This is a genomic window from Micromonospora sp. WMMD1076 (genome assembly GCF_029581475.1).
GTDB classification, from domain to species: domain Bacteria; phylum Actinomycetota; class Actinomycetes; order Mycobacteriales; family Micromonosporaceae; genus Micromonospora; species Micromonospora aurantiaca.
Map to the genome: position 1 here is coordinate 990774 of NZ_CP120862.1, position 26122 is coordinate 1016895.

Sequence of the window (26122 nt, forward strand, 5' to 3'; positions counted from 1 at the left end):
GCCGCTCACCAGCCGAACGTGCGGTCGACGGCGTCGAGCACCCGGTCCAGGTCGGGCAGGTACTCCTCCTCCACCCGGGCGGCCGGGTAGGGGGTGTCGAAGCCGGTCACCCGCAGCACCGGGGACTCCAGGGAGTAGAAGCACTCCTCGGTGATCCGGGCCGCGATCTCGGACCCGAGACCCAGGTTGCCCGGGGCCTCGTGCACGACCACGCAGCGCCCGGTGCGCCGCACCGACTCGTACGCGGCGGTCAGGTCCAGCGGCGACAGCGTCCGCAGGTCGATGACCTCCAGCTCGCGGCCGTCCTCCGCGGCGGCGGTGGCCGCGTCGAGCGCGGTGCGCACCATCGGGCCGTACGCCAGGACCGTCGCGTCGGTGCCGGGCCGCGCGACCCGGGCCGAGTGCAGCGGGTACGCGTCGGCGATCGGCGCGTCCAGGTCCACCGGACCCTTCTCCCAGTAGCGCCGCTTCGGCTCCAGGAACACGATCGGGTCGTCCGACGCGATCGCCTGCTGGATCATCACGTACGCGTCCTGCGGGTTCGCGCAGCTCACCACCTTGAGACCGGCGGTGTGCGCGAAGTACGCCTCGGGCGACTCGGAGTGGTGCTCGACGGCGCCGATGCCGCCGCCGAACGGGATGCGGATGACCATCGGGATCCGCACCTTGCCCTGCGAGCGGTAGTGCATCTTCGCCACCTGCGACACGATCTGGTCGTACGCGGGGTAGACGAAGCCGTCGAACTGGATCTCGCAGACCGGCCGGAAGCCGCGGATGGCCAGGCCGACGGCGGTGCCGATGATGCCGGACTCGGCCAGCGGGGTGTCGATCACGCGCTGGTCGCCGAAGTCCTTCTGGAGGCCGTCGGTGATCCGGAACACGCCGCCGAGCTTGCCGACGTCCTCGCCCATGATGACGACCTTGGGGTCGTTCTCCAGGGCCCGCCGCAGGCCGGTGTTGAGCGCCTTGCCGAGGGTGAGCGTCTCCGTGGCCATCAGTGCGCGCTCCCCTCGAAGGACTCCATGTACTGCGTGAACCGGGCCCGCTGCTCGTCCAGTTCGGGAGAGCCGTTGGGGTAGACGTGGTCGAACATGGTCACCGGCTGCGGGTCGGGCATGGCGAGCACGCGCTCGCGCAGGTGCACCGACTCGGTGCGGGCCTGCTCGTCGACCTCGGTGAAGAACGACTCGTCGGCGATCTTCTGCTTGGTCAGGAACGCCTTCATCCGGGCGATCGGGTCCTTCGCCTGCCACGCCTCGACCTCGCTGGCGATGCGGTAGCGGGTCGGGTCGTCGGAGGTGGTGTGCGCGCCCATCCGGTAGGTGTACGCCTCGATCAGGCTCGGGCCCTGGCCGTTGCGCGCGTTGTCCAGCGCGTGCCGGGTCACCGCGTACGACGCGAGCACGTCGTTGCCGTCCACCCGGACGCCGGGGAAGCCGAAACCGCCGGCCCGCCGGTACAGCGGTACGCGGGTCTGCCGCTCCAGCGGCTCGGAGATGGCGTACTGGTTGTTCTGGCAGAAGAACACCAGCGGGGCGTTGAAGACGCTGGCCCAGACGAACGACTCGTTGACGTCGCCCTGGCTGGTGGCGCCGTCGCCGAAGTAGGCGATGACCGCCTCGCCGTCCTCGCCGCCGGTCTTGCCGTCCATGGCGACACCCATGGCGTACCCGGTCGCGTGCAGGGTCTGCGCCCCGATCACGATCGTGTACATGTTGAACTTGAACTCGTTCGGATCCCAGCCGCCCTGGTCGACGCCGCGGAACAGGCCCAGCGGCATGATCGGGTCGATGCCGCGGCAGTAGAGCACGCCGTGCTCGCGGTAGGTCGGGAAGGCCATGTCCTGCGTACGCAGTGCCCGGCCGGAGCCGACCTGCGCGGCCTCCTGGCCCAGCAGACTGGCCCACAGTCCCAGCTCGCCCTGGCGCTGCAGGGCGGTGGCCTCGGCGTCCAGCTTGCGGACCAGCACGAGGTCGCGGTACAGCCCGCGGTACTCCTCGTCGGTGAAGTCGACGCGGTACTCGGTCCCGTCCGGGCCGAGCGCGCTCTCGATCCGCTCACCCTCGGGGGTCAGCAGCTGTACGAGTTCCGGTTCACCGGTCGCGGCGGCGCGTCTGGTGCGGGGTGCGGCCCGCTTACTGCGGGTGGCGGCCCCGGGGTCGCCCTTTGCCATCCGTCTCTCCCTGTCTGTCTGCGCCGGCGCCGGGGGTTACCCGAGCCGAGCACCTCGTGCGCCCGCCCGGCTGGTGCCGGGTCGGTCCCTGGCGACCGCGCCTGACCCCGGTAGGGGTTGCCGCGCGGCGTGAGCCGGAGTCGGTCGGGGACAGACCCAGGCCCGGGAGCGCCGGCGCCGTTCCGCACCAGCCGCGGGGTACGCGGAGGTGGCGGCTACGTTGCCGTCGTGTCTGAATGATTGCAGAGGAGGTGAGCGGGCCCACAGTATGGCCTCCCTCGCCGGTGAGGTTCGATCTGGTTCACGACGGATAGACGCTTTTGTCCGCAGTGACGGGGACGGCCGACGCACAAAATGTGTGTCGACACGCGGTTGCGGCTGGTGAACTGAACGTCACTGGGTCAAGCTGGCGATGAGCCTTCACGCGGCATTTGTCCTGATATCCGCGTGCGCTCTCCGTCCCTTTCGTGCGTGAGGAGTGTGCCGGTGTCCGAACCAGAGGGTCCGCCCGGTACGCCCTTCCTCGGCCGGCATCGGGCGCTGCCCGGCTCCCCGTACCGCCGGGTCGTGGGCGCGCACCGCGCCCCCGGAACGGGCGGCCCCAGCCGCGGCTACCTGCTCACCGTGGCGTTGCTCGCCGGCACCGCGTCGATGCCGATCCTCGCCGCGATCAGCACCGGGTCGGCGACAGTGGGCAACAGTGCGCTCCCCGACACCAGCACCCCGTTCCTGCCGACCCCCTCGATCGGACCGGTGGTCATCCCGATGCCCCAGGGCACGCAGGCCCCGGCGCCGTCCACGCCCACGCCCGCCGTCGACGTGACCTCGGTGCCCCCGGCGCGGCCGGCGCTCCCGGCGGCACCGGCCCTGCCCGACGACAGCGACCTCGGCTCCCGGCACCGGTCCCGCCCGGTCGCCGCGCCCCCGCCGCCGTCCGCGCCGGTCCGGCCCACCCCGGTCCGCCCGCCGCGCCCGTCCCCGGTGCCCTCACCGTCACCGTCGCACTCGCCGCCGGGCCCAGGTGCGCCCGATCCGAGCCCGAGCCCGAGCCCTGAGCCGTCCGTCACGACCGCCGAGCCGACGCCCTCGGAGGGTCCGTCCGACCCGTCCAGCCCATCGGATCCGTCCGGTCCCGCCGATCCGTCCGGTCCCGCCGATCCGTCCGGTCCCGCGGACCCGTCGGGTTCCGCCGGGCCGTCCGCCACGTCTGTTCCGTCCGGCCCGGCGAGCCCGTCGGTCTCCCACACCTCATGATCCACACCACTTCGGCGTGGTGGTGCAGTCCCGACCGGTCTGATGCAGCCGCTCCGCCGAGCTGGTGTGGATCAAGGAGGTCTGGGCCGTGCTCCACTCGTGTCGGGTCGGGTGGTCAGGGCATGGCAGACGCATGATCGGCACCAGTTCGGCGTGGTGGTGCAGTCCCGACCGGTCTGATGCCGCCACCTCGACGAGGTGGTGCCGAATCAATGCGGGGCGCGAGTGCCTAGGCCGGGTCGTCGGTGAGGCGGTGGCGGTTCGCCTCGATCCAGGCGTTCAGCGCCTCCGGATCGTCCGGGTCCACGCCGTCCGCCATGAGCTGGGCCACCGCCGCGGTGGCCGGGCTACGCCGCTCGCCGGTGCTGTAGAGCCGCGCGAACTCCGGGACCATCTCGGTGATCGCCTCGTCCGTCCGGGCGGCGGCCGACTGCGACAGCCCGCGCTGCCGGGCCGCGTACGCCGCCCAGGCGCGCAGCACCCGGGGCAGCATCGCCGCGTCGTCCATGTCCAGCACGGCCCGGCGGTGCACCCAGTCGAGCAGGAACAGCTCCGCGACCATCGGGCTCCATCGCATCGGGTCGGCGTCAGGGAAGCTGGCCGCGTGGTCGAGCAGCAGGCCGATGCAGAAGTGCAGCGAGGCCAGCTCGCCGTCGGCCACCTCGGGCAGCCCGAACCGGGTCGCCTCGGGCGAGTCGAGGAACGCGCGTACCAGACGGGTGCGCTCCTCGTCGGTGGGCGGCGGCACGACCGCCGGACCGGCCGGCGGGGTCGGCCCCGGGAGTACGGCCAGCCGGGCGCCCACGAGCGCCCGGTCGGTGGCGAGCGAGCCCTGCGCGGGCAGCTCGGTGAGGTCGTCGGTGACCGCCAGGTGGCGGCTCACCTCGGCGTGCATCCGGGCCGGGTCCTCGGTGCGGAACCAGGTGAACTCGTCCTCGGTGCAGATCTCCCGGGCCTGCTCGACGATCCGTCCGGCCGGGCCGCCGACGAAGACGTCCTTGGTGATGCCGATGTTGTGGTCGACGAGGGCCACCAGGGCGTGCTCCGGGCCGCCCTCCTCCTCGTCGTCGTACGCGAACGTGGCGAGGTAGGAGGTCTGGTCGCCGTACACGTCGCCGTAGGCCCAGGCGCCGGTGACGCGCACCCGGCCCAGCTGGCCGGCCCATGACGGGGCGTACGCGCCGGGCCGGACCCGGGCGGCGCCCTCGGCGTCGGGCACCAGCGCGGCGAAGACGGCCCGCAGTGTGGTCGCGGCGGCGCTGCGGCGCCGGGACGTGGCGGCGAGGAAGCCGCTGACGAACTCGCGGACGGCCTGCTCCCGGTCGTGCTCCGCGACGGCGTAGACGCTGCCCAGCAACGCCGCGCCGAGCATCTCCGCGTCCAGGGCCGAGTCGAGCCTCGTCACGTCGCGCGCGGCGTGCAGCACCGCGTCGTAGGGGGTCTGTGGCGTGGCCATGTATCGACCCTACGCCGCACCGGCCGCCCCCACACCGGTCAGCACGCCGGGTTCAGCGCCGTCCCGCCTCGCGCAGCGCGTCCCGGGCCGTGCCGTAGCGCGCCAGCACCGCCCAGGCCGGGTCCAGCACGTACTTCTCCCCGACGCTGCCCACCGAGGTGAGCAGGCGCTCCTCCGCCCGCCGCCGGGCCCGCCGGGCGGCCCACCCCACCACCGGCCGGGTGACCGCCGCGACGAGCAGCCCGGCAAGCAGGCCACCGAGCAGCAGGACGGTGGGCCAGGGCACCACACCGAGCGTCGGGTGTTCGAGCGGCGGCAGGCCGAGCAGACGCACCGCGTACCCGAGGAGCAGCCAGACCAGGCCGGCCAGCGCGGCGAGGGTGACCACCCACTGGAGCACGCCCACCACCCGCCACCAGCCGGGCCGCCGGTCCATGCCCAGGTCGGTCGCGGCGACCGCGTGGTCGAGCGCGCCCGGCAGGTCGGCCTGCCGGGCCCGGGCCGCGGCGGTCACCGCGGTCGGCCACGGTACCGGCAGACCACTACCGGACCGCTCGGCCACCGCGCGGATCGCCAGCGTCAGCGCCGAGCGCTGCGCGGCCGTCGGATCGGGTACGGAGGTCGCCGCGACCAGGCTCTCCGCCGGCGCGTCCGGATCCCGCCCGGGCAGGTGCAGCCGGCGCAGCGGATCCGGCCGCAGCTTGCGCCAGCTCCGCAGCAGCGGCCAGCCGGTGTTGCTCACCGCCCGATGCCGGTACGCGCCCTCGACCGCCGCCGCCACGGTCGGCACCCCGGCCGCCCCGGCCAGTGCCCGGGTCAGCTCCTGCGCCGAGGCGTCACCGGGCCGGGTACGCGGCGGCTCCGGCCCCACGAGCGGTTCGAGATCGGCCACCACGGCGTCCACGTCGCCGGAGAGCCGGCGCAAGGCGGCCTGCCGTTCGGCGACCGTACGCTCCAACTCGGCCCGCAACCCGTCCAGCCCGTTCGGGTCCACCGCGACGGTCGGCAGCAGCGGCACCCCGCCGAGCCCGTCGGCGTCGAGCAGCCGGCGCAGGTCGTCGAGGACCTTCGGCAGCTCGGTCGGGTGCAGCCGGTCGGCCTGGTTGAGCACCACGACGGTGACGTCCTTGTGCCTGTGGAACTCGCGCAGGTAGCTGGTGTGGATCACGCGGTCGGCGTACTTCTGCGGGTCGACCACCCACACCACGAGGTCGACGAGGCCGAGCAGGCGGTCGACCTCCAGCCGGTGGCCGTGCTGCACCGAGTCGAAGTCGGGCAGGTCGAGCAGGACGAGGCCGTGCAGGTTCGACTCGTCGTCGGCGTCCAGCGGGCTCTCCCGGACGAACCGGTGCCGGGGCAGCACCCCGACCCAGTCGAGCAGCCGGACCGCGCCGTCGAGCGGTCCCCACACGCAGGCGTGCGCGACACCGGTGGTGGGCCGGCGTACGCCCACCGGCGACAGGTCGAGCCGCGCCAGCGAGTTGAACAGGCTCGACTTGCCGCTGCCCGTCGCGCCGGCGAGCGCGACCACCGTGTGGCGGCCGGAGAGCGCCAGCCGGTCACCGGCGCGCTCGACCACCGTGTGCGCGGCGACGAGCTGGGCGTCGGGCACGTGGCCGTCCACCGCGCCGAGGAACCGCTGGATCGCTGTCAGCCGTTCGATCAGGGTGTCCGGGTCGACCCGCTGCTCGCCCCGCATCGCCTCGCGCATCCGTCCCACGATGTTGCTCACGGTGCCTTCCTCGCGCTCACGGGGCCGCTTTCTGCTCGCGACTGCGGGGCTCGCAGGACCGGCTCGCTCCTCGCGCTCACGGGGCTGCTCTCTGCTCGCGACTGCGGGGCTCGCAGGACCGGCTCGCTCCTCGCGCTCACGGGCGACCGTCCTGCTCCGGGGCCGGCGAAAACAGGCCGCTGCGGTGCCGGGCCCGCTCGACCTCGACGGCGGCCCAGCGCAGCGCCGCACCGGTGCTGGCGGCCGGACGCTCGGCCTCGGTGCGGCTCAGGTAGCGCGCGGCCTCCTCGGCCAGCAGCTTGCCGACCCGGTCGAGCAGGTCGACGCGGGCCTTGCGGGCCAGGTTGCGCACCGCCTGGTCACCGAAGATCGCCTGGAGCACGGTCTGCCCGGCCACCGCCGTGCCGGTGCCCGCGGCGACCTCCAGCCCGGTCGGGATGAACGCGGTGGAGGCGAACACGCCGATCATGACGGCGAGGCCGGTGGCGTTCACCGCGTACGCCGCCGTGCGGGCCACGAACCGCCGGTCGCCGCCCTCGACCCGGACCAGCTCCAGCACGCCGCGCTGCCAGTCGCGGACCAGCTGCTCGGCCCGCTCCGGCAGGTCGGCCGAGGGGTGGGCCAGGTCCGGCTCCAGCAGCGCCACGCCCGCCGGGTGCGCCTTCCAGTCGGTGTACGCGTTCTCCGCCGCCTCGGCGGCCACCCCGCGCAGCAGCGTGACGAGCTGGGACTCGATCGCGGTACGCAGCTCCGCGGCGGGAGCGGGCCGCCCGGTGACCGCCGCGACCACCCGGTCGCGCAGGCGCCCGATGCGGGCCTCCAGCCCGCGGAAGAAGTCGCCGGTGCCGATGAACTCCTGCCAGCGGGCCAGCACCTCGCCGCGCAGCAGCCGGCCGTCCCTGAGCCCCTGGTCGACGCTCCGCTCCGCGCTCCGGTACGCGGCCTGGACCCGCTCGTCCAGCGCGTCGGCGGCGGTGACCTGCTCGTCGGCGGCCTCGGCCAGCCCTTCGACGACCGGGTGCAGCGCGGCCAGCGCGCCGTCGAGCGTCTGCCGGACCACCGCGGCGCGGGCCTCGGCGTCGGCGGCGAGCCGGGCGAACCAGTCGCTCAGCGGCGCGGTGATCCGGTCCGGCAGCAGCCCCTGCCCGTCTACCCAGGTCTCCGGCAGCACGAACAGCGGCGAGGCGCCCAGCTCCTGCTCGGCGAGCATCTCGGACAGGTGGGCGGCGATCTCGTCGGCTGCCTCCGGGGGCACCCGGTCGAGCACCATCGCCACGGCGGTGCCCCGGGCGCGGGCGCTGCGGAGCAGTTCCCAGGGGACGGCGTCGGCGTACCGGGCGGCGGTGGTGACGAACAGCCAGAGGTCGGCGGCGGCGAGCAGTTGACCGGCGAGCGCCCGGTTGGCGTCGACCACCGAGTCGATGTCGGGCGCGTCGAGGAAGGCCAGGCCGGGCGGCAGCGCCGGCGCGGTGACCAGGTGCAGGGTGCCCGGCTGCTCGCTGGGCTCGGTGGTCCGGGTCAGACCGGGCAGCAGCTCACCCTGCCGGAACCAGGCCGCGTCGGTCGGGCTGCACACCAGCACCGGGGAGCGGGTGGTGGGGCGGAGCACGCCCGCCGCGCTGACCCGCGCCTGGACCAGGCTGTTGACGAGCGTCGACTTGCCGGCGCCGGTGGAGCCGCCGACGACCACCAGGAGCGGGGCGTCGAGCCGGGCCAGCCGGGGGAGCAGGTAGTCGTCGAGCTGGTCGGTGAGGCTCGTCGCGGCCTGCCGGGCCGGCTCGGCCGAGGGCAGGGCGAGCGGGAAGCGGGCCGCACCGATCGCCGCGCGCAGGCCGGTGAGCGCGGCGGGCAGGCCGTCGGCGGCGTGAGCAGGCTGGTCGTCGCCCGTGGTGGCTCCGGTGCGGGCTGCGACGGCGGGCGCGCCGGCACTGGTGGCGGAATCGCCATGCGTCGTCACCGCTAAAGCGTGCCCGACCGACGCAAGGTAAGACAACCGGACAGTAGTAACGGTCGGGTTGCGCCGGGTCGGCTCAACCCCGACTTGCGGATTGGCGATCGCGTGGCACTATTGAGTCAAGTTCACTCAACTTGTGGTGCGGCCGCTTCCGGGCGACCCACCGGGCAGGCCGTCTGACCTGCTCACCCGTTATGAAGCGAGGAAGCGAACATGGCACGTGCGGTCGGCATCGACCTCGGCACGACGAACTCCTGCGTCAGCGTTCTCGAGGGCGGTGAGCCCACCGTCATCGCCAACGCCGAGGGCTCGCGTACGACTCCCTCGATCGTCGCGTTCGCCCGCAACGGCGAGGTGCTCGTCGGTGAGGTCGCCAAGCGCCAGGCGGTGACCAACCCCGACCGGACCATCCGGTCGGTCAAGCGTGAGATCGGCACCAACTGGACCGTCGACATCGACGGCAAGAAGTACACCCCGCAGGAGATCTCGGCGCGCACGCTGATGAAGCTCAAGCGGGACGCCGAGGCGTACCTGGGCGAGCAGATCACCGACGCGGTGATCACCGTCCCGGCCTACTTCAACGACGGGCAGCGCCAGGCCACCAAGGAGGCCGGTGAGATCGCCGGCTTCAACGTGCTGCGGATCGTGAACGAGCCGACCGCGGCGGCCCTGGCGTACGGCCTGGACAAGGGCTCCAAGGAGCAGACCGTCCTGGTCTTCGACCTCGGTGGCGGCACCTTCGACGTGTCCCTGCTGGAGCTGGCCGAGGGCGTGGTGGAGGTCAAGTCCACCAGCGGTGACAACCAGCTCGGTGGTGACGACTGGGACCAGCGCATCATCGACCACCTGGTGAAGACGTTCCGCGGCGAGCACGGCATCGACCTCTCGCAGGACAAGATGGCCATGCAGCGGCTCAAGGAGGCCGCCGAGAAGGCCAAGATCGAGCTGTCCGCCGCCACCACCAGCAACATCAACCTGCCGTACATCACCGCCGGTTCGGCCGGCCCGCTGCACCTGGACGTGACGCTCAGCCGCGCCGAGTTCCAGCGCATGACGCAGGACCTGCTGGACCGCTGCAAGGGCCCGTTCGAGCAGGCCGTCAAGGACGCAGGCATCAAGATCTCCGACGTCGACCACGTCATCCTGGTCGGCGGCTCGACCCGGATGCCGGCCGTGACCGACCTGGTCAAGCAGCTCACCGGCCGTGACCCGAACAAGGGCGTCAACCCGGACGAGGTCGTCGCCGTCGGCGCCGCCCTCCAGGCCGGTGTGCTCAAGGGCGAGGTCAAGGACGTCCTGCTGCTCGACGTGACCCCGCTGAGCCTGGGCATCGAGACCAAGGGCGGCATCTTCACCAAGCTCATCGAGCGCAACACCACCATCCCGACGAAGCGCTCCGAGGTGTTCACCACCGCCGACGACAACCAGCCGTCGGTGCTGATCCAGGTGTTCCAGGGCGAGCGGGACATCGCCGCCTACAACAAGAAGCTCGGCACCTTCGAGCTGACCGGTCTCCCGCCGGCCCCGCGCGGCGTGCCGCAGATCGAGGTCACGTTCGACATCGACGCCAACGGCATCGTGAACGTGCACGCGAAGGACCTGGGCACCGGCAAGGAGCAGAAGATGACGATCACCGGCGGCTCCTCGCTGCCGAAGGACGACATCGAGCGGATGCGCCGGGACGCCGAGGAGCACGCCGACGAGGACAAGCGCCGCCGCGAGGAGGCCGAGACCCGCAACGTGGCCGAGGCGCTCCAGTGGCAGACCGAGAAGTTCCTCGCCGAGAGCGGCGACAAGCTGCCCGGCGAGAACCGTGACCAGCTCAACGAGGCGCTCGGCGAGCTGCGCAGTGCCCTCGGCGGGCAGGACATCGAGAAGATCAAGTCTGCGCACGAGAAGCTGGCGCAGGTCTCCCAGCAGGCGGGCTCGCTGCTCTACGCCCAGCAGCAGGAGGGCGAGCAGACCGCACCGGGTGCGGCCGGGCCGGGTGCCGGCGCGGGCGCGGCCGGTGGCCCGAAGGCCGGTGGCGACGACGACGTGGTCGACGCGGAGATCGTGGACGAGGACAAGAAGTGACATCCGGTCCCGGACACGATTCGCACGGCAGAGGGATGAGGTAACCGCATGACGGACAAGCCACGAGCGGCCGACCCGGGTGCCACCGGGTCGGCGCCGGGCGCCGGCCAGGACACCGGCGACGAACCCCGGGTCGTCATCCGCGACAAGCGCAAGCTCGGCAAGGTGACCGAGCAGCCGGCGAACGACGCCTCGGCGGCCGACGCTGCCGCCGACGCGCCCGCCGAAGGGCTGGTCGAGGAGGCCGAGGTCGTGGTCGACGAGATCGGCGGCGAGGCCGAGGTCAGCGGTCCGACCGTGGTCGACTCGCCCGCCGAGCCGAACGGCGGGACCGGCACGGACGCGCCGCTCGGCGCCGAGCTGGAGTCGCTCCGCACCGACCTGGAGGAGCGCACCCGCGACCTCCAGCGGGTGACAGCGGAGTACGCCAACTACCGCAAGCGGGTCGACCGGGACCGCAACCTGGTGCAGGAGCAGGCCACCGGGGCGGTGCTCACCGCACTGCTGCCGATCCTCGACGACCTGGACCGGGCCCGTGAGCACGGCGACCTGGTGGGCCCCTTCGGCAGCGTGGCCGAGCAGCTCACCGGTGCGCTCGCGAAGTTCGGCCTGACCGCGTTCGGCGAGACCGGTGACCCGTTCGACCCGACCCGGCACGAGGCGGTGGCGCACCAGACCTCCGCCGACGTGACGGAGCCGACCTGCGTCCAGGTCATGCGCCGTGGTTACCAGCTCGGCGAGCGGCTGCTGCGGCCCGCCATGGTCGCGGTCGCGGACCCGGAGTAGTGCCGACCCGTGACGTCCCGCCCGCCCGCACCGGGCGGGCGGGGCGACCGGGGTCCGACCCGTGGAAGGGGGTGGACCGGTGAGTTCCAAGGACTGGATCGAGAAGGACTACTACGCCGCGTTGGGCGTGGACAAGTCCGCCTCCTCGGACGAGATCAAGAAGGCGTACCGCAAGTTGGCCCGGGAGTCGCACCCGGACCACAACCCCGGCGACACCGGTGCCGAGGAGCGGTTCAAGACCGTCTCCGAGGCGTACGCGGTGCTCGGTGACGAGAAGAAGCGCCGCGAGTACGACGAGATGCGCTCGCTGTTCGGCTCCGGCGACTTCCGGCGCAACGCCCGCGGCGCGGGTCAGCCGGGCGGCATGCCGTTCGACGTCTCCGACCTGTTCGGCGGCGGTGCCGGCGGTGGGGACAGCCGGGTCAGCGGCGGCGGCTTCACCGACCTGTTCAGCTCGATCTTCTCCGGTGGTGCGGGCGGCGGCGGTGCGGCACGTCCGCGCGGGCCGGCCCGCGGCCGGGACGTCGAGACCGAGGTGGCGCTCGACTTCGAAGACGCGGTACGTGGCGTCACGCTGCCGCTGACGCTGCGCGCTCCCGGGGTCTGCGACACCTGCCACGGCAACGGCGCGAAGCCCGGCACCCAGCCGGTGGCCTGCCCGGTCTGCCACGGTGCCGGGGTGACCACCCGCAACCAGGGTTCGTTCAGCTTCTCCGAGCCGTGCCGCAACTGCCAGGGTGTCGGCACGGTCGTCGAGGAGAAGTGCCCGGAGTGCCACGGCACCGGCGGGGTCACCAAGACTCGCACGCTGCACGTCCGCTTCCCCGCCGGGGTGGCCGACGGGCAGCGGATCCGCCTGGCCGGCCGAGGTGAGCCCGGCGAGCGGGGCGGTCCGGCGGGCGACCTGTTCGTGCAGGTGAAGGTCCGCCCGGACGAGCTGTTCGGGCGCACCGGGGACGACCTGACCCTGAACGTCCCGATCACGTACGCCGAGGCGGTTCTCGGCACGGACCTGCGCGTACCGACCCTGGACGGGACGGTGACCCTGCGGGTGCCACCGGGTACGCCCAGCGGGCGGGTGCTGCGCGCCCGCGGCAAGGGCGTCGTACGCAAGGACGGCCGCGCCGGTGACCTGCTGGTCACGCTCGACGTGGTGGTTCCGGCGAAGGTCTCGGACGAGGCGCGGGCGGCGCTGGAGACCTTCGCGGCGCAGACTCCGCCCGCCGCGCGGGAACATCTCGACGCGCGGGTACGTCGATTCAGTTGACGGCGGCAGCGGAGGTGAGCGGGCATGTCGGAGTACGTCGGCTCGGGTGACCCGGCCTACGAGGCCAAGGTCTTGATGATCTCGGTGGCCGCGCGGATGGCGGGGATGCATCCCCAGACGCTGCGCCAGTACGACCGGCTGGGCCTGGTGCAGGCCGGCCGGGCGTCCGGCGGCGGTCGCCGGTACAGCGTCCGGGACGTGGTGCTGCTCCGCGAGGTGCAGCGGCTCAGCCAGGACGACGGGATCAACCTGGCCGGGGTCAAGCGGATCATCGGGTTGGAGCGGCTGCTCGAAGAGGCGCAGCAGCGGGTGGCCCGGCTGGAGGCGGAACTGGACGCCGCGTACCGGCGGATCGCCGAGCTGGAGTCGCTCGGCGGTTTCCCCCGCGGCGACCTCGTGCCCACCAACCGCACGTCCACCGCTCTTGTCGTCTGGCGTCCGCGCCGCGCTCCCGACCGCTGATTCCGCACCTGAAGGCCGGCGCGCCCCGCTCCCCCGGGGCCGCGCCGGCCTTCGTCGTTCCCCGGGGCGGTTCGCCGCCCGGGTCGGGGGAAAGCCGGGGTACGGCAGGGCGGGGTCGACTAGGCTTTGTCGCAGGGGCAAAAGCCCCAAAGCGGATTCCGGGCTGGCGGGGGGAGTCATGACGGAACCGGCGAAGACGGTGGCCGAGCGCGCGGAGGAACGGCTGGAGAAGGTGGCCGAGAACGTGCGCGAGCGGTTCGACCGGGTCACCGAGGGACGCTTCAACGACAAGGTCGAGGAAGGGCGCTTCGCCGACCAGACGGACCACGGCGTGGACCGGGCGCGGGACGACGAGCGGCGCCGCGAGCAGGGCGGATCGACCTGACGATCCACCGACGTGCGGGCCGGGATCCACGGGGGATCCTGGCCCGTTCGTGTTCGGGGAGGCGGGCCGGGATGCTGGGTTGTTCCGGGCGGGGATCCTGGCCCGTTCGTGTTTCGGGAGGCGGGCCGGGATGCAGGGTTGCTCCGGGCGGGGATCCCGGCCCGTTCGGATCCGGGGCGACGAGTCGTCAGAGGCGGCGGTTCTCCCGGACCAGGCCGCCCTCGCACCAGTCCCGGTAGACGAAGAGATCCGGCCGGGCGAGCAGCACCCGGCTGTTGTGTGCCCAGTTGCGCATCAGGTCGTCGCCGGACTTCTCGGCCTGCTCGACCAGCTTGCGGAACCGGCGCTTGGGGTGGGCGCGGAAGTTCGTCCGGATGCCGTCGGCGGCGTAGATGTAGAGGCAGTGCAGCGTGAACCGCCGGGCCGGGCAGCCCTGGTCCATGGCCAGATCGAACAGCGTCTGCACCAGATGGTCACCGGCGACCAGCAGATCCCAGTCGGGCGGCATCGAGGTCAGCGGCACCGAATCCGGTTGATAAGCCCATGCCCGAAGCTCGGCGGGCGAGGGATCGACCGGGTTGGCGAAGCCGCGGAACGTCTCTTCCTGCACGCTCACCGGCCGACCTTCCGCTTGCGCTGGCGGGGGCGCAGACCACCCGCGGACCCTGGCTGCTGGGGCGAAACGTTAACGCGGTTGGACGGAGCAGTGGTAGACCTTCCCGGGATCAATTTGACAACGCCGGGCCGGATCTGCCCTGCGGCTGATCCGGCCCGGCTCCGGGTCAGTCGCCGGAGCCCAGGGGCAGCGGCGCCGGCGGCCGTGCGGCGGCGGCGCGGATGCGCAGCCACTGCTTGAACCACCGGGTGTCGGGCAGCCGGGCCAGCAGCGGCCCGGTCACCACCGTGATCAACACGTACGCGGTGGCGAGCGCGGCGAGCTTCGGCTCCACCGGGTAGACGGCCGCGACGGCCAGCCCGGCGATGACGATGGAGAACTCGCCGCGCGGGGTAAGCGCCAGACCGGCCCGCCAGCGTCCGGGCTCGGCGATCCCGACCCGGCGGGCGGCCAGGTAGCCGGTGGCCACCTTCGTCGCCATGGTCACCACTGCGAGCAGCAGCGCGGGCAGCAGCACCGGCGGCATGTCCAGCGGGTTGGTGACCAGCCCGAAGAACACGAAGAAGACCGCGGCGAACAGGTCGCGCAGCGGGGAGAGCAGTTCGGTGGCGTGGTGCGCCACCGGCCCGGACAGCGCGATGCCCACCAGGAACGCGCCGACCGCCGCCGACACCTGGAGCTTGGCCGCGACACCGGCGACCAGCAGGGTCAGGCCGAGCACCCCGAGTAGGAGCGCCTCCGGATCCTTGGCGGAGAGCGCGGCGGAGATCAGGTGGCCGTACCGGATCGCCACGGCCAGCACCACGACGACGGTGAACACCGCGACGGCGAGCGCGATGCCGCCCTTCATCAGGCCGACCCCGGCGAGCAGCGCGGTGACCAGCGGCAGATAGAGGGCCATCGCCAGGTCCTCGATCACCAGGACGGACAGGATCACCGGGGTCTCCCGGTTACCGACCCGGCCCAGGTCACCGAGTACCTTGGCGATCACGCCGGACGACGACACCCATGTGACGCCCGCGAGCACCACCGCCGCCACCCAGCCCCAGCCGAGCAGGAGCGCGAAGGCGAAGCCGGGCAGCGCGTTGAACACCGCGTCGATCACGCCGGCCGGCGCGGCGGACCGGAGGTTGCCCACCAGCTCGTTCGCGCTGTACTCCAGGCCGAGCATGACCAGCAGCAGGATCACGCCGATCTCGGCGCCGACCGCGAAGAACTCCTCGCTGGCGTTGAGCGGCAGCAGCCCACCGTGCCCGAACGCCAGGCCGGCGAGCAGGTACAGGGGAATGGGCGAGACGCCGAAGCGGCGGCTCAGCCGGCCGAGCAGGCCGAGCAGGAGCAGCAGCGCACCGACCTCGATGAGCAGAATTGTGGTTTCGTGCATACGCGTCAGCCGTCCGGATCGGTCTCGGCGAGGATCGCGGTCACGCCGTCGAGCCCCTGACGGGTACCGACCACGACGATCACGTCGCCGGCTTCGAACCGGAAGGTGGGATCGGGCGAGACGTTCACGGCGCCCTGACGCAGCACGGCCACGATCGACGCGCTGGTCCGGGTGCGCGCCTTGGTGTCCGCGAGCCGCCTGCCGACGTACTTCGACCCCGCCGGCATGGCGATCTGCTCGGTCAGCAGCCCGGCGGCCTGCTCGCGCAGCCCGGAGAGCTGACCCAGCATCAGCGACGCGCCGAGGATGTCGGCGAGTGCCTCCGCCTCGTCGTCGGTCAGGGGTATGTCATGTTGGCAGGAGTCGGGATCGTCCGGGTCGTATAGGACCAGGTCGCGGCGGCCATTGCGGTGGGAGACCACACCGAGCCGGCGGCCGGACTCCGTCATCAGATCATGACGGACGCCGATCCCGGGCAGGGCGGTCTGTTCGACACGTACTCGCACGCGGGTGAGGCTACCGCTGCGACGCACGCACCGCGCCCGGGGTGGATAGGTCGCCCGGTGTTGCGTGATCAGGGGGGCGTCGTCACGAGCGGTGACGTAGGTGCCCTTGCCCTGGTGCCCCTCGACCAGACCTCGGCGAGAAGGGACAGTGTCGTGCGCAACCTCCTGCGAATACGTCCGAAGCGGCGGAACGCGCGCCCGCCCGACTCCGCGCCGGGCGGCCCCTACCGCTCCGCGTCGTACCGTCCGCTCCGGCCCGGGCAGGTGCGGGGCCACAGCTTCACGACATGCCGGCGAGGGCTGAACCCTGCCGAGGTCGCCGCGTTCCTCGACCGCGCCGCCGGGAACCTCGCCGCCGCGTACGCCGAAATCGCACGTAGCCGGGACGAGTCGGCGCGGATCAAGGGCGCGTTGCGCGAGTGGCACTCCCGTCAGGCCCCCTCGGTGCGCGACCTGGCCGGGCGGCCGTGACCGGGCGGTACGTGATCCATCTGCCGGTGCGCGCGGCGGACCTGGCCCGGGCGAAGATGCTCAGTCGCACGGCCGGCCGCGTCGCTGAATCGCGCCCGCGATCTTGGTACGAAAGTGCCCCTCCGGGGGCCGTCACGTACCAAGATCCCTCCGGTCGGAGGCGGCGAAGGGTGACTCAGGTCACAAGGGTGGACTTGAGCGGAATAGACTCAACTCTGGTTGTGTCATGTCCAGTGGACACGCCGATCCGGGGGAGCCCATGAACACGGAACGTCTCACCACCAAGAGCCGCGAAGCCATCACCGGTGCCGTCGCGCTGGCGAACCAGCGCGGTCACGCCATCGTGGAGCCCTGGCACCTGCTGCTGTCACTGCTGGACACCGAGGGCTCGACCGCCGCGGGCCTGCTGCGCGCCGTCGGGGCCGACCCCGCCGAGCTGCGCCGCGTCGCCCAGCGCTCGGTCGACGCCCTGCCCGCCGCCCGCGGGTCGAGCATCGCCGAGCCGACGCTGGCGCGCGAGTTCGTCAACGCCATCGGCGCCGCCGAGCAGATCGCGAGGCCGCTGGGCGACGAGTACACCTCCACCGAGCACCTGCTGGCCGGGCTGGCCCGGGTCGGCGGCGCGGTCTCGGTCGCGCTGAAGAACTCCGGCGCCACCGAGGAGAACCTGGTCGCCGCGTTCCCCACCGTCCGGGGCGGCGACCGCCGGGTGACCACCGCCGACCCGGAGCAGACCTACCAGGCCCTGGCCAAGTACGGCGTCGACCTCACCGCCAGCGCCCGCGACGGCAAGATCGACCCGGTGATCGGCCGGGACTCGGAGATCCGCCGCGTGATCCAGGTGCTGTCCCGGCGTACGAAGAACAACCCGGTGCTGATCGGCGAGCCGGGCGTCGGCAAGACCGCGATCGTGGAGGGCCTGGCCCAGCGGATCGTGGCCGGTGACGTGCCGGAGTCGCTGCGGGACAAGAAGCTGGTCTCGCTCGACCTCGGCGCGATGGTCGCCGGCGCGTCCTACCGCGGTCAGTTCGAGGAGCGGCTGAAGTCCGTGCTGGAGGAGATCAAGAACTCCGACGGCCAGGTCATCACGTTCCTCGACGAGCTGCACACCGTGGTCGGCGCCGGCAAGGGCGAGGGCTCGATGGACGCCGGCAACATGCTCAAGCCGATGCTGGCGCGCGGCGAGCTGCGGATGGTCGGCGCGACCACGCTCGACGAGTACCGCGAGCACATCGAGAAGGACCCGGCCCTGGAGCGCCGCTTCCAGCCGGTGCTGGTCGGCGAGCCGACCATCGAGGACACCATCGGCATCCTGCGCGGGCTCAAGGAGCGCTACGAGGTGCACCACGGCGTACGGATCACCGACGCCGCACTCGTGGCCGCCGCCTCGCTCTCCGACCGGTACATCACCGACCGGTTCCTGCCGGACAAGGCGATCGACCTGGTGGACGAGTCGGCGTCCCGGCTGCGCATGGAGATCGACTCGCGCCCGGTCGAGGTGGACGAGATCGAGCGGGCGGTACGCCGGCTGGAGATCGAGGAGATGGCGCTGGCGAAGGAGCCGGACGCCGCTTCCGCCGAGCGCCTGGAGCGGCTGCGCAAGGAGCTGGCCGACAAGCGCGAGCAGCTCACCGCGCTCTCCGAGCGCTGGCAGACCGAGAAGAGCCACATCACCAAGCTCTCCACCGCCAAGGAGGAGCTGGAGCGCCTCGGTGGCGAGGCCGAGCGGGCCGAGCGTGACGGCGAGCTGGAACGCGCCGCCGAGCTGCGGTACGGCCGGATCCCCGCGCTGCGGACCGAGCTGAAGCAGGCCGAGGAGGAGCTGGCCCGGCTCCAGGCCGACGGCGCGATGCTCAAGGAGGAGGTCGGCGCGGACGACATCGCCGCAGTGGTCGCCTCCTGGACCGGCATCCCCGCCGGTCGGCTGCTGGAGGGCGAGACGGCCAAGCTGCTCCGGATGGAGGAGTCGCTGCGCGCCCGCGTGGTCGGCCAGGCCGAGGCGGTGGGCGCGGTCTCCGACGCGGTACGCCGCGCCCGGGCCGGCGTCGCCGACCCGGACCGCCCGACCGGCAGCTTCCTGTTCCTCGGCCCGACCGGAGTCGGCAAGACCGAGCTGGCCAAGGCGCTCGCCGAGTTCCTCTTCGACGACGAGCGGGCGATGGTCCGCATCGACATGAGCGAGTACGGCGAGAAGCACTCGGTGGCCCGCCTGGTCGGTGCCCCGCCCGGCTACGTCGGCTACGAGGAGGGCGGCCAGCTCACCGAGGCGGTGCGCCGCCGGCCGTACTCGGTGATCCTGCTGGACGAGGTGGAGAAGGCGCACCCGGACGTCTTCGACGTGCTGCTCCAGGTGCTCGACGACGGCCGCCTCACCGACGGGCAGGGTCGTACCGTGGACTTCCGGAACGCGATCCTGATCCTCACCTCGAACCTGGGTTCGTCGGTGATCAGCGACCTGACGCTCACCGAGAACGAGCGCCGGGAGGGTGTGCTCGCGGTGGTCCGGTCGCACTTCAAGCCGGAGTTCCTCAACCGGCTCGACGACATCGTGGTGTTCGCCGCGCTCCAGGGCGAGGACCTGCGGTCGATCGTGGACATCCAGCTCGACCGGATGCGAACCCGTCTTGCGGACCGCCGGTTGGCACTGGACATCAGCGACGCCGCACGCACCTGGCTGGCCGAGCACGGGTACGACCCGATCTACGGCGCCCGGCCGCTGCGCCGGCTGGTGCAGTCGGCGATCGGCGACCAGCTCGCGAAGGCGCTGCTGGCCGGCGAGATCCGCGACGGCGACACGGTCCGTGTCGACCTGTCCGACTCCAAGGAGTCCCTGGCGGTGACCGCCGCCTGACCCGCACCACCCCGCGAAGGCCCGGCCCTCCCGGCCGGGCCTTCGTCGCTCCCGGCCGTACCGACTCGCGTGCCGGTGGTGCTGGTGCCGTGGGCGCTGCCCGCCGTGGGTGTTAACAAGGGGCCCTTCCTCTACCGGAGGCGTTAAGAGGGGGCCCTTCCTTACCTGCCGGGAGGGGTGAGGGGGTGGTGGGGTGGGCACATAGTGGGGCATGGGCGGGAGCTGGGAACGGGAACTGGACGCGGCCGCGCGGGAACTCGACGGCGCGGACACCCTTGCCTTCGGCGGGGTGGGGCTGGCGGGGCAGATCCTGCCCGCGACCGAGGCGTACCGGACCTTGGAACAAGGGCTGCGGGAGCACCCGGAGGCGGCCCGCAAGCGGATCGACAGGTTGCTCCGCAAGGGTTCGCCGGCCGGCCGGGCGTACGCGGCGACGCTGCTGGAGGCGGTCGACCCGGCCGCCGGGCGGGACGCCTGGGCCCGGCTGCGCGGCGACGACGGCGAGTTCACCACGTTCTCCGGCTGCCTCATGAGCCGCGCCACGCTGGGCGATTACGCCGCCGACCGGCTCGCCGCCGCCGACGGTAGCTGAGCGCACACTCAGCGAACGGGACTTCAGCAGGCGTGCGTGCGGTTGTTACCGTTCCCGCCGAACACGTTGGGGGAGGCGGTCGTGAACGGTTCGTTGGCGTGGGTGCTGGCCACGCTGGGATGTCTGGTCGGGGTGGCCGGCGTGGTGATCGCGGTGATCGCGTGGCGGAAGTCCCAGTCCGCGTCCCGCCCGAAGACGAAGGCGGCGCCGGCTGACCCGTTCCGGGACCGGGACGCGGACGCGCTGCGTGGTGACCCGCGCGCCCTCAAGCCCGGCGACATCGTCGAGATCCGCGCGGTGCCGTACACCGTGCGCGGCTCGGTGCACCTGGTCGAGGGCGGCTGGAGCTGGGCGGAGCACCTGCTCGACGACGCGGGCGGGGTGAAGCGCTGGCTCTCCGTCGAGACCGACCCGGACCTGGAGATGGTGCTCTGGACCAGCGAGCCGGGGGCCCCCGTGACGCCCGGCGCCCCGACGCTGGAAATCGCCGGCCGCCGCTACAACTGGGACGAGTCGGGCCAGGCCCGGTACACCGCCACCGAGGGCACCGGCCTCGACCCGAACGGCACCATGCGCTATCACGACTACCAGGCGCCCGGCGGCGCACGGCTGTCGTTCGAGGCGTACGGGGAGGCCGGCTGGGAGGTCAACCTCGGCGAGGAGCTGCGCCGCGCAGAGGTGATGATCTACCCGCAGGGCGGCCCGGACACGGTGCGCTGACGTGCTCGTCTGCCTGGACGCGCCCTACGTCGACACCAGCGCCGCCGATCTGAGCCTGGCCCTGGGCGGCCTGGAGCTGCCGGCGCTGGCCGTACGCGACATCGACCTGCCCGGCCTGCCCCGGCTGCGGCTGCGCCTGCTGGGCGCCTCCCACCAGGTCGTGCTCGGCACGCTCACCGAGACGGTCGCCTGCCTGCCCGGCCGCCCGCCGCACCTGCCGGGCGCGCTGCACGACGAGACGGCCGGCTACCGGTTCCTCGCCACCGTGCTCCGGCCGGAGGGCGACGGCCTGCGTACCCGGGTCGCGGCGCTGCGCGCCGAGCTGGCCGAGGACCCGTACGCGCTGATCGGGGTCTTCCCCGGCGACGAGGACGCGGTCACCGCGCTCTCGGTGCGGCCCGGCCCGCCGGACGGCGCGCTCGCCTGGCGCACCTGGCACGCCTACCCCCAGACCAACGAGCTGGTCCTGACCGAGACCGTGGTGGAGGAGCTGTGACGTACCGACGGTGGTTCGTGGTGGGCGTGGCGGTCGCCGTCGTCGGCGCGCTCATCGCCGCCTTCACGATCTTCTACGGCAACTTCTCGCCCCGGGGCTACGTGGAGGACACCTTCTCCCGCGCCTCCGGGCGGGACATCGGCTCGAACGCGATCGCGTACACCTCGAACAAGGCGCCGAGCGAGGTGTCCAAGCAGATCACCGACGCCTGGAAGCCGGCCGACCAGTACGTCGACGGCAGCGGTGTGTACCTGCGCTACGACGACGACTCGGTGGTGATCCTCCCGCTCGCCGTCGGCTCGGTGATCCTGCTGGAGAAGATGACCACCGCCTACCCCCGGTACCACAGCGTCGTCGGCAACAGCTGGGGCTGGGGCCGAGGCAGCACGGTCCGGGGCGGCGGTCCCGGTTCCGGCAAGTAGCCCCTCCGACCCCCTCACCCTGGAGTCTCCTGTGCAGCATCTCGTCACCGACCTGCTGATCACCCTCGCCTACGGCGCGGTCGGCGTCGTCCTGATGGCGATCGGCTACGTCCTGGTCGACCTGGCCACCCCCGGCAAGCTCCACGAGCTGATCTGGACCGAGCGCAACCGCAACGCGGCGCTGCTGCTCTCGTCCAACCTGCTCGGGGTCGGCACGATCGTGGTCGCGGCGATCGTCGCAAGCGACGACGACTTCACGCTGGGACTGGTCGGCGCCGCCGCGTACGGCATCCTCGGTCTGGTGATCATGGCGGCGGCGTTCGTGCTGCTCGACGTGGCCACCCCGGGCAAGCTCGGTGAGCTGCTCGTCGACCCGGAGCCGCACCCGGCGGTGTGGGTCTCCGCCACCGTGCACCTCGCCACCGGTGCGATCATCGCGGCCGCGATCATCTGATGAGCGGAAAGCCCGCACAGCATTCGGCGGGAAAGGACAAGCGCACGCAGACGGTGATCTGGTCGGTGGTCGTGGGGATCGTGGTCGTCGTCTGCGCCATCGGTGTGTTCAGCGGCGACTCGGACACCTCCGTCCCCGCGCCGGCGGCCGACGAGCGGTCCGGCACCGTGCCGATCCTCCGGGCCGCCGCCGACAGCCAGGGCATCTGCTACGGCTGGGAACTGCTCGACGTGTACGACCAGGTCAGCGTCGGTTCCAACCTCGGTGACGGGACGCCTGTCGCCGACGCGCCGGGCTGCACGCGCTGGATCGAGGTGTCCGCGAACGTCAGGTACACCTCGTCCGGCAGTGAGTCGGAGGACTCCGCCACGATCCGGATCAAGGGCTCGGACGACATCGAGTTCGCCGACCTCGCCGCGATCGAGACCCGGCTGGGCCGTTTCGGGCTGGACGAGGACGCGTTCGTCGACGACCCGGGCTGGGCGGTCACCCGGGCCGCCACGATCCTGCCGCTGCTCGCCGCCGAGCGCGGGCTCGCCGAGCCGGCCGCCACCCCCACCGCCGGGCCGTCGACCGCGGCCGTCCCGCTGCCGGACGCCGGCAACGACTTCTGGCGGGATCGCTGGATCTACGTCCTCAGCTCGCTCGGCCTGTTCCTGCTCGCCGCGCTGTTCCTCGTCGTGGGCGTCCGCCGGCGCCGCAACCACCGGGGACGGGTGCCCGCGCAGCGTGCCGGGGCGGGAGCCGCCGGACGTACCCGGAGCAGACGGTGACCGTCGGCGCGGCCGCACGGCCGCGGTGGCGCCTGGCCCGCGCGGCGGTCCTGCTCGCGGTCTTCGTGTGCGCGGCCTGCGGCCTGGTGTACGAGCTGGCGCTGGTCGCGCTCGGCAGCTACCTGATCGGCGACACGGTCGGCCAGGCGTCGATCGTGCTCGGCGTGATGGTCTTCGCGATGGGCGTCGGCGCGCTGGTCGCGAAGCCGTTGCAGTCCCGGGCGGTGGTCTCGTTCGCGGTGATCGAGCTGACGCTGGCGCTGCTCGGCGGCCTCTCCGTGCTCGGCCTCTACGCCGCCTTCGCCTGGCTCGACCTGTACGGTCCGGCGCTCGTCGGCACCGCGTTCGTGCTCGGACTGCTGATCGGCGCGGAGATCCCGCTGCTGATGGTGATGCTGCAACGCATCCGGGAGCAGTCGGCGGGCAGCGCGGTGGCCGACCTGTTCGCCGCCGACTACGTGGGGGCGCTGCTCGGCGGGCTGGCCTTCCCGTTCCTGCTGATCCCGGTCTTCGGCCAGCTCAAGGGCGCGCTCGTGGTGGGCGCGGTGAACGCGGTCGCCGGTGTGGTGCTCGTCTTCACCGTGTTCCGCGCCGACCTCGGCCGCCGGGCGCGGGCCGCGCTGGGCGCGGCCACCGTCGTTGTCGGCCTGCTCCTCGGGTACGCCTGGGTGACCGCCCACGACTTCGAGGTGACCACCCGCCAGCAGCTCTACCGCGACCCGGTGGTGCACGCCGAGCGCAGCCGCTACCAGGAGATCGTGCTGACCCGATCGGTGCGCGAGCCCGGCCACTCCGACACCGACCTGCGGCTGTTCCTCAACGGCGACCTCCAGTTCAGCTCGATCGACGAGTATCGCTACCACGAGGCGCTCGTGCACCCGGCGATGCGCGGGGCGCACGGCGACGTACTGGTGCTCGGCGCCGGGGACGGGCTTGCCGCACGGGAGATCCTCAAGTACCCGGACGTGCGCTCGGTGACGCTCGTCGACCTCGACCCGGCGGTGGTCGAGCTGGCCCGCCGCGAGCCGCAGCTGCGCGAGCTGAACCGGGAGTCGCTCACCGACCCCCGGGTACGGGTGCTCAACCTGGACGCGTTCGCCTGGCTGCGTACCGCCACCGACCGCTTCGACGTGGTGATCGCCGACCTGCCCGACCCGGACGAGACGGCCACCGCGAAGCTCTACACGATCGAGTTCTACACGCTGATCCGGCCGGTGCTGGCCCCCGGCGGGCGGCTGGTCGTGCAGTCCGGGTCGCCCTACTTCGCGCCCCGGTCGTACTGGTCGATCGAGCGGTCGGTGCGCGAGGCGGGCTTCGCCGCGGTGCCGTACCACGTCGACGTGCCGAGCTTCGGCGACTGGGGGTTCGTGCTCGCCGCGCCGGGTGACGTCGCGCCGGAACTGGCGCTGCCGGACGATCCGCCGCCGCTGCGTTTCCTCACCCCGGAGGTGCTGGCCGCCGCCGGCACGTTCCCCGCCGATCGGGCCCGGATCGACGTACCGGCCTCCACGCTGTTGCGCCCGAGGGTGCTGGACTACGCCCGCGAGGAGTGGCGGGGCTACTAGGTTTCGGGACATGCCACCCGAATCGCCGCGCCACCGACCGGGCATCGGCTGGCTGGTCCGCCGGCTGCCGACCCGGGCGGTCGAGGCGGCGTCCTACCTCCAGGCGTTCGTGCTCTCCGGCGTGGTCACCGTGCTGGCCGTGCGGGCGTACCTGAAAGCCACCGACTATCCGCAGCTCGGCGGCGGCGGGCTGCACATCGCACACGTCCTCTGGGGCGGCCTGCTGCTCGCCGTCGGCCTGGGCGTCCCGCTCGTCTTCCTCGGCGGCGGCGCCCGCACCGGCGGGGCGATCATCGGTGGCATCGGGTTCGGGCTGTTCATCGACGAGGTGGGCAAGTTCGTCACCACCGGCACCGACTACTTCTACGCCCCCGCCGCCGCCATCATCTACGTCGCGTTCGCGCTGCTGGTCCTGCTCACCCAGGCGGTACGCGGACGCACCGGCCGGTCCCGGCTGACCTCGGCCGAGCGCACCGCGAACGCGCTGGACATGGTGCTCAGCGGCCTGCCGGGCGGGCTGACCGATCGCCGTCGCATCGCCGTGCTGCGGCTCGTGCAGGGCACCGGACCGGCCACCGAGACAGCGATGGCGCAACTGCTGGACGCCGTACCCCATCGGGAACCGCCGCCGGTGCCGCTCTGGCAGCGGGCGGCCGATCGGGCCCGGCGCCTCGCCGTCTGGGCGGCCGGACGCCGCTGGCTGGTCTGGCCGGTGGTGGTCTACCTGGTGGTGGAGCCGGTGCTCACGGTGGTGGCGGTGTTCGTCGACGGCGTGACCGGGAAGCTGGACCAGGAGCGGGAGTGGGGCGCGGTGCTCGGTGTCAGCGCGACCGCGCTGATCACCGCCGTGCTCGGGCTGTGGGCCGCCTGGCTGCTGCGCCGCAACCGGACCGAGGCGTTCCGCCTGTTCAAGCTGGCACTGCTCGTCGACCTGCTGTTCGGGCAGGTCTTCAACTTCACTGTGAACCAGTTCGGGGCGGTCTTCGCCGTCGCGCTCGACCTCGCGCTGCTCGGCGTGGTCACCGCCGAGCACCGCCGGTTGCGGCGCGCCGCCGACACCCGACGTTCTTACGCCAATGGTGGAGCTCCCCCTTGACGTTTTCGGAGACAGGATAAATTGCGAGCGAAATGCGCTCACGCCAATTTTTACGCTTGATCCAGACTGGGATTTGTGATGTTCCCCGGGGCGATCCTGACCGCCCCGGGGAACTAGCTAATTCAGTTCACAAGCCCGAGCAGAGCGTGCGGAAAGTTGACGCTGGTGATGGGCGTTGCAGGCACGCACACGAAGTCACGAAGGACGCCGGCGCTCTTCAAGCTCATGCCCTCGGAGACGCAGGAAGCGAGGTTGCGGTAGATCCCCCAGGTCGGCCAGGCGTAGGCCTGGGCCGCCGTGGTCGTCGCCACCTCGGCCCTCGGTGCCGAGGTCGAGTCGGCTGCCTGCGCGGGCATCGCGACGGCGAGCGTACCGATCGTCAGCGTACCGATCACGGCCGCCGTACGTGCGATCTTGGGTAGCATTCAATTCTCCTTTGGGCTGTTTGGTTCCCCGTAATTCCGCAGGCCCACGGATTTTTCGGCCGGCACTGATGAATCGGTGCCAGCTGCCCACGATGCAAACATATTTGAGAGGGATGAACAAGGCCGCGCCAAGCGCAAGTACGTGTTCTTGCTGGTCGATGGCGGTAAATTTGTCTTGTCGCTGATGCTCGCTTGTCGACGGTTGC

General features: G+C 72.4%; 25 protein-coding genes. 15 read left to right on the forward strand and 10 right to left on the reverse strand.

The window, feature by feature from the left end:
• Nucleotides 1-5: 5 nt before the first annotated feature.
• The 6 genes from O7622_RS04895 to O7622_RS04920 all read right to left on the reverse strand — a co-directional run bounded on the left by O7622_RS04895 (nucleotide 6) and on the right by O7622_RS04920 (nucleotide 8572).
• Entirely contained in the window at nucleotides 6-995 is a 990-nt protein-coding gene (locus O7622_RS04895) for an alpha-ketoacid dehydrogenase subunit beta (protein WP_260036515.1), read from the reverse strand.
• Nucleotides 995-2173: a pyruvate dehydrogenase (acetyl-transferring) E1 component subunit alpha gene (gene pdhA / locus O7622_RS04900; protein ID WP_013283359.1), complete on the reverse strand. Its 1179-nt coding sequence runs from the start codon at nucleotides 2171-2173 to the stop codon at nucleotides 995-997. The genes O7622_RS04895 and pdhA overlap by 1 nt, the downstream gene beginning before the upstream one ends.
• 611 nt (nucleotides 2174-2784) lie before the next feature.
• Nucleotides 2785-3240, reverse strand: a complete 456-nt coding sequence (locus O7622_RS04905; protein WP_282312048.1) for a hypothetical protein — start codon at nucleotides 3238-3240, stop codon at nucleotides 2785-2787.
• 416 nt (nucleotides 3241-3656) lie between these two features.
• Nucleotides 3657-4883 carry a hypothetical protein gene (locus tag O7622_RS04910; protein WP_282312049.1) on the reverse strand — a complete coding sequence of 409 codons (1227 nt, stop codon included), beginning with the start codon at nucleotides 4881-4883 and terminating at the stop codon, nucleotides 3657-3659.
• A 52-nt stretch (nucleotides 4884-4935) separates the two neighbouring features.
• Nucleotides 4936-6594 carry a GTPase gene (locus O7622_RS04915; protein ID WP_282314043.1) on the reverse strand — a complete coding sequence of 553 codons (1659 nt, stop codon included), beginning with the start codon at nucleotides 6592-6594 and terminating at the stop codon, nucleotides 4936-4938.
• Between the two features lie 157 nt (nucleotides 6595-6751).
• Complete coding sequence (locus tag O7622_RS04920; RefSeq protein ID WP_282312050.1) at nucleotides 6752-8572, reverse strand: ABC transporter; 1821 nt, start codon at nucleotides 8570-8572, stop codon at nucleotides 6752-6754.
• A 210-nt stretch (nucleotides 8573-8782) separates the two neighbouring features.
• Here O7622_RS04920 and dnaK point away from each other — a divergent pair, with 210 nt between their 5' ends.
• The 5 genes from dnaK (at nucleotide 8783) to O7622_RS04945 (ending at nucleotide 13545) form a co-directional block, all read left to right on the forward strand.
• Nucleotides 8783-10645: a molecular chaperone DnaK gene (dnaK, locus tag O7622_RS04925; protein WP_013473404.1), complete on the forward strand. Its 1863-nt coding sequence runs from the start codon at nucleotides 8783-8785 to the stop codon at nucleotides 10643-10645.
• A gap of 48 nt (nucleotides 10646-10693) precedes the next feature.
• Nucleotides 10694-11431 (forward strand): nucleotide exchange factor GrpE, encoded by a 738-nt coding sequence (gene grpE / locus O7622_RS04930; RefSeq protein WP_282312051.1) that lies wholly within the window; start codon nucleotides 10694-10696, stop codon nucleotides 11429-11431.
• A 79-nt stretch (nucleotides 11432-11510) separates the two neighbouring features.
• A complete protein-coding gene (gene dnaJ / locus O7622_RS04935; protein ID WP_282312052.1) occupies nucleotides 11511-12698 on the forward strand; it encodes a molecular chaperone DnaJ in 1188 nt (395 codons plus the stop codon).
• Between the two features lie 24 nt (nucleotides 12699-12722).
• Nucleotides 12723-13160 carry a MerR family transcriptional regulator gene (locus O7622_RS04940; RefSeq protein WP_282312053.1) on the forward strand — a complete coding sequence of 146 codons (438 nt, stop codon included), beginning with the start codon at nucleotides 12723-12725 and terminating at the stop codon, nucleotides 13158-13160.
• 178 nt (nucleotides 13161-13338) lie between these two features.
• Nucleotides 13339-13545, forward strand: coding sequence for a hypothetical protein (locus O7622_RS04945; protein WP_282312054.1), 207 nt, complete (start codon nucleotides 13339-13341; stop codon nucleotides 13543-13545).
• A gap of 187 nt (nucleotides 13546-13732) precedes the next feature.
• Here the strand turns inward: O7622_RS04945 and O7622_RS04950 are convergent, their stop codons facing one another.
• From O7622_RS04950 to O7622_RS04960, 3 genes are all read right to left on the reverse strand, one after another.
• Nucleotides 13733-14161 (reverse strand): hypothetical protein, encoded by a 429-nt coding sequence (locus tag O7622_RS04950; RefSeq protein ID WP_013473407.1) that lies wholly within the window; start codon nucleotides 14159-14161, stop codon nucleotides 13733-13735.
• A 166-nt stretch (nucleotides 14162-14327) separates the two neighbouring features.
• Nucleotides 14328-15545: a cation:proton antiporter gene (locus tag O7622_RS04955; protein ID WP_282312055.1), complete on the reverse strand. Its 1218-nt coding sequence runs from the start codon at nucleotides 15543-15545 to the stop codon at nucleotides 14328-14330.
• Nucleotides 15546-15550: 5 nt separating this feature from the next.
• The gene (locus O7622_RS04960; protein ID WP_282312056.1) at nucleotides 15551-16051 is read right to left on the reverse strand and encodes a cation:proton antiporter regulatory subunit; all 501 of its coding nucleotides are present in this window, start codon (nucleotides 16049-16051) and stop codon (nucleotides 15551-15553) included.
• 171 nt (nucleotides 16052-16222) lie between these two features.
• On the opposite strand from O7622_RS04960, the gene O7622_RS04965 reads away from it, so the two are divergent.
• The 10 genes from O7622_RS04965 (at nucleotide 16223) to O7622_RS05010 (ending at nucleotide 25491) form a co-directional block, all read left to right on the forward strand.
• Nucleotides 16223-16522 carry a DivIVA domain-containing protein gene (locus tag O7622_RS04965; protein ID WP_282314044.1) on the forward strand — a complete coding sequence of 100 codons (300 nt, stop codon included), beginning with the start codon at nucleotides 16223-16225 and terminating at the stop codon, nucleotides 16520-16522.
• Nucleotides 16523-16781: 259 nt separating this feature from the next.
• Entirely contained in the window at nucleotides 16782-19373 is a 2592-nt protein-coding gene (gene clpB / locus O7622_RS04970; protein ID WP_282312057.1) for an ATP-dependent chaperone ClpB, read from the forward strand.
• Between the two features lie 211 nt (nucleotides 19374-19584).
• A complete protein-coding gene (locus tag O7622_RS04975; RefSeq protein WP_282312058.1) occupies nucleotides 19585-19965 on the forward strand; it encodes a hypothetical protein in 381 nt (126 codons plus the stop codon).
• Between the two features lie 81 nt (nucleotides 19966-20046).
• Nucleotides 20047-20685, forward strand: a complete 639-nt coding sequence (locus tag O7622_RS04980) for a DUF4178 domain-containing protein (protein WP_282312059.1) — start codon at nucleotides 20047-20049, stop codon at nucleotides 20683-20685.
• A 1-nt stretch (nucleotide 20686) separates the two neighbouring features.
• The gene (locus O7622_RS04985) at nucleotides 20687-21181 is read left to right on the forward strand and encodes a DUF2617 family protein (RefSeq protein ID WP_282312060.1); all 495 of its coding nucleotides are present in this window, start codon (nucleotides 20687-20689) and stop codon (nucleotides 21179-21181) included.
• Complete coding sequence (locus O7622_RS04990; RefSeq protein WP_282312061.1) at nucleotides 21178-21603, forward strand: DUF4247 domain-containing protein; 426 nt, start codon at nucleotides 21178-21180, stop codon at nucleotides 21601-21603. Before O7622_RS04985 ends, O7622_RS04990 begins: the two co-directional genes overlap by 4 nt.
• A 31-nt stretch (nucleotides 21604-21634) precedes the next feature.
• Nucleotides 21635-22057: a DUF350 domain-containing protein gene (locus tag O7622_RS04995; RefSeq protein WP_282312062.1), complete on the forward strand. Its 423-nt coding sequence runs from the start codon at nucleotides 21635-21637 to the stop codon at nucleotides 22055-22057.
• Nucleotides 22057-22830, forward strand: a complete 774-nt coding sequence (locus tag O7622_RS05000) for a hypothetical protein (RefSeq protein ID WP_282312063.1) — start codon at nucleotides 22057-22059, stop codon at nucleotides 22828-22830. The genes O7622_RS04995 and O7622_RS05000 overlap by 1 nt, the downstream gene beginning before the upstream one ends.
• On the forward strand, nucleotides 22827-24395 hold the full coding sequence (locus tag O7622_RS05005; RefSeq protein ID WP_282312064.1) for a polyamine aminopropyltransferase: 1569 nt from the start codon (nucleotides 22827-22829) through the stop codon (nucleotides 24393-24395). Before O7622_RS05000 ends, O7622_RS05005 begins: the two co-directional genes overlap by 4 nt.
• Before the next feature lie 64 nt (nucleotides 24396-24459).
• Nucleotides 24460-25491 (forward strand): hypothetical protein, encoded by a 1032-nt coding sequence (locus O7622_RS05010; RefSeq protein ID WP_282314045.1) that lies wholly within the window; start codon nucleotides 24460-24462, stop codon nucleotides 25489-25491.
• A gap of 122 nt (nucleotides 25492-25613) precedes the next feature.
• On the opposite strand, the gene O7622_RS05015 is transcribed toward O7622_RS05010, so the two are convergent.
• A complete protein-coding gene (locus O7622_RS05015; protein ID WP_282312065.1) occupies nucleotides 25614-25916 on the reverse strand; it encodes a hypothetical protein in 303 nt (100 codons plus the stop codon).
• Nucleotides 25917-26122 lie beyond the last annotated feature (206 nt).

Bases quoted from the DNA above. Each gene is read 5' to 3' on its own strand.
- O7622_RS04945 (WP_282312054.1), top strand. From the start codon at position 13,339: ATGACGGAACCGGCGAAGACGGTGGCCGAGCGCGCGGAGGAACGGCTG.
- O7622_RS04975 (WP_282312058.1), top strand. From the start codon at position 19,585: ATGGGCGGGAGCTGGGAACGGGAACTGGACGCGGCCGCGCGGGAACTC.
- pdhA (WP_013283359.1), bottom strand. From the start codon at position 2,173: ATGGCAAAGGGCGACCCCGGGGCCGCCACCCGCAGTAAGCGGGCCGCA.
- O7622_RS04910 (WP_282312049.1), bottom strand. From the start codon at position 4,883: ATGGCCACGCCACAGACCCCCTACGACGCGGTGCTGCACGCCGCGCGC.
- O7622_RS04940 (WP_282312053.1), top strand. From the start codon at position 12,723: ATGTCGGAGTACGTCGGCTCGGGTGACCCGGCCTACGAGGCCAAGGTC.
- clpB (WP_282312057.1), top strand. From the start codon at position 16,782: ATGAACACGGAACGTCTCACCACCAAGAGCCGCGAAGCCATCACCGGT.
- O7622_RS04955 (WP_282312055.1), bottom strand. From the start codon at position 15,545: ATGCACGAAACCACAATTCTGCTCATCGAGGTCGGTGCGCTGCTGCTC.
- grpE (WP_282312051.1), top strand. From the start codon at position 10,694: ATGACGGACAAGCCACGAGCGGCCGACCCGGGTGCCACCGGGTCGGCG.
- O7622_RS04895 (WP_260036515.1), bottom strand. From the start codon at position 995: ATGGCCACGGAGACGCTCACCCTCGGCAAGGCGCTCAACACCGGCCTG.
- O7622_RS05015 (WP_282312065.1), bottom strand. From the start codon at position 25,916: ATGCTACCCAAGATCGCACGTACGGCGGCCGTGATCGGTACGCTGACG.
- O7622_RS04915 (WP_282314043.1), bottom strand. From the start codon at position 6,594: ATGCGCGAGGCGATGCGGGGCGAGCAGCGGGTCGACCCGGACACCCTG.
- dnaK (WP_013473404.1), top strand. From the start codon at position 8,783: ATGGCACGTGCGGTCGGCATCGACCTCGGCACGACGAACTCCTGCGTC.
- O7622_RS05000 (WP_282312063.1), top strand. From the start codon at position 22,057: ATGAGCGGAAAGCCCGCACAGCATTCGGCGGGAAAGGACAAGCGCACG.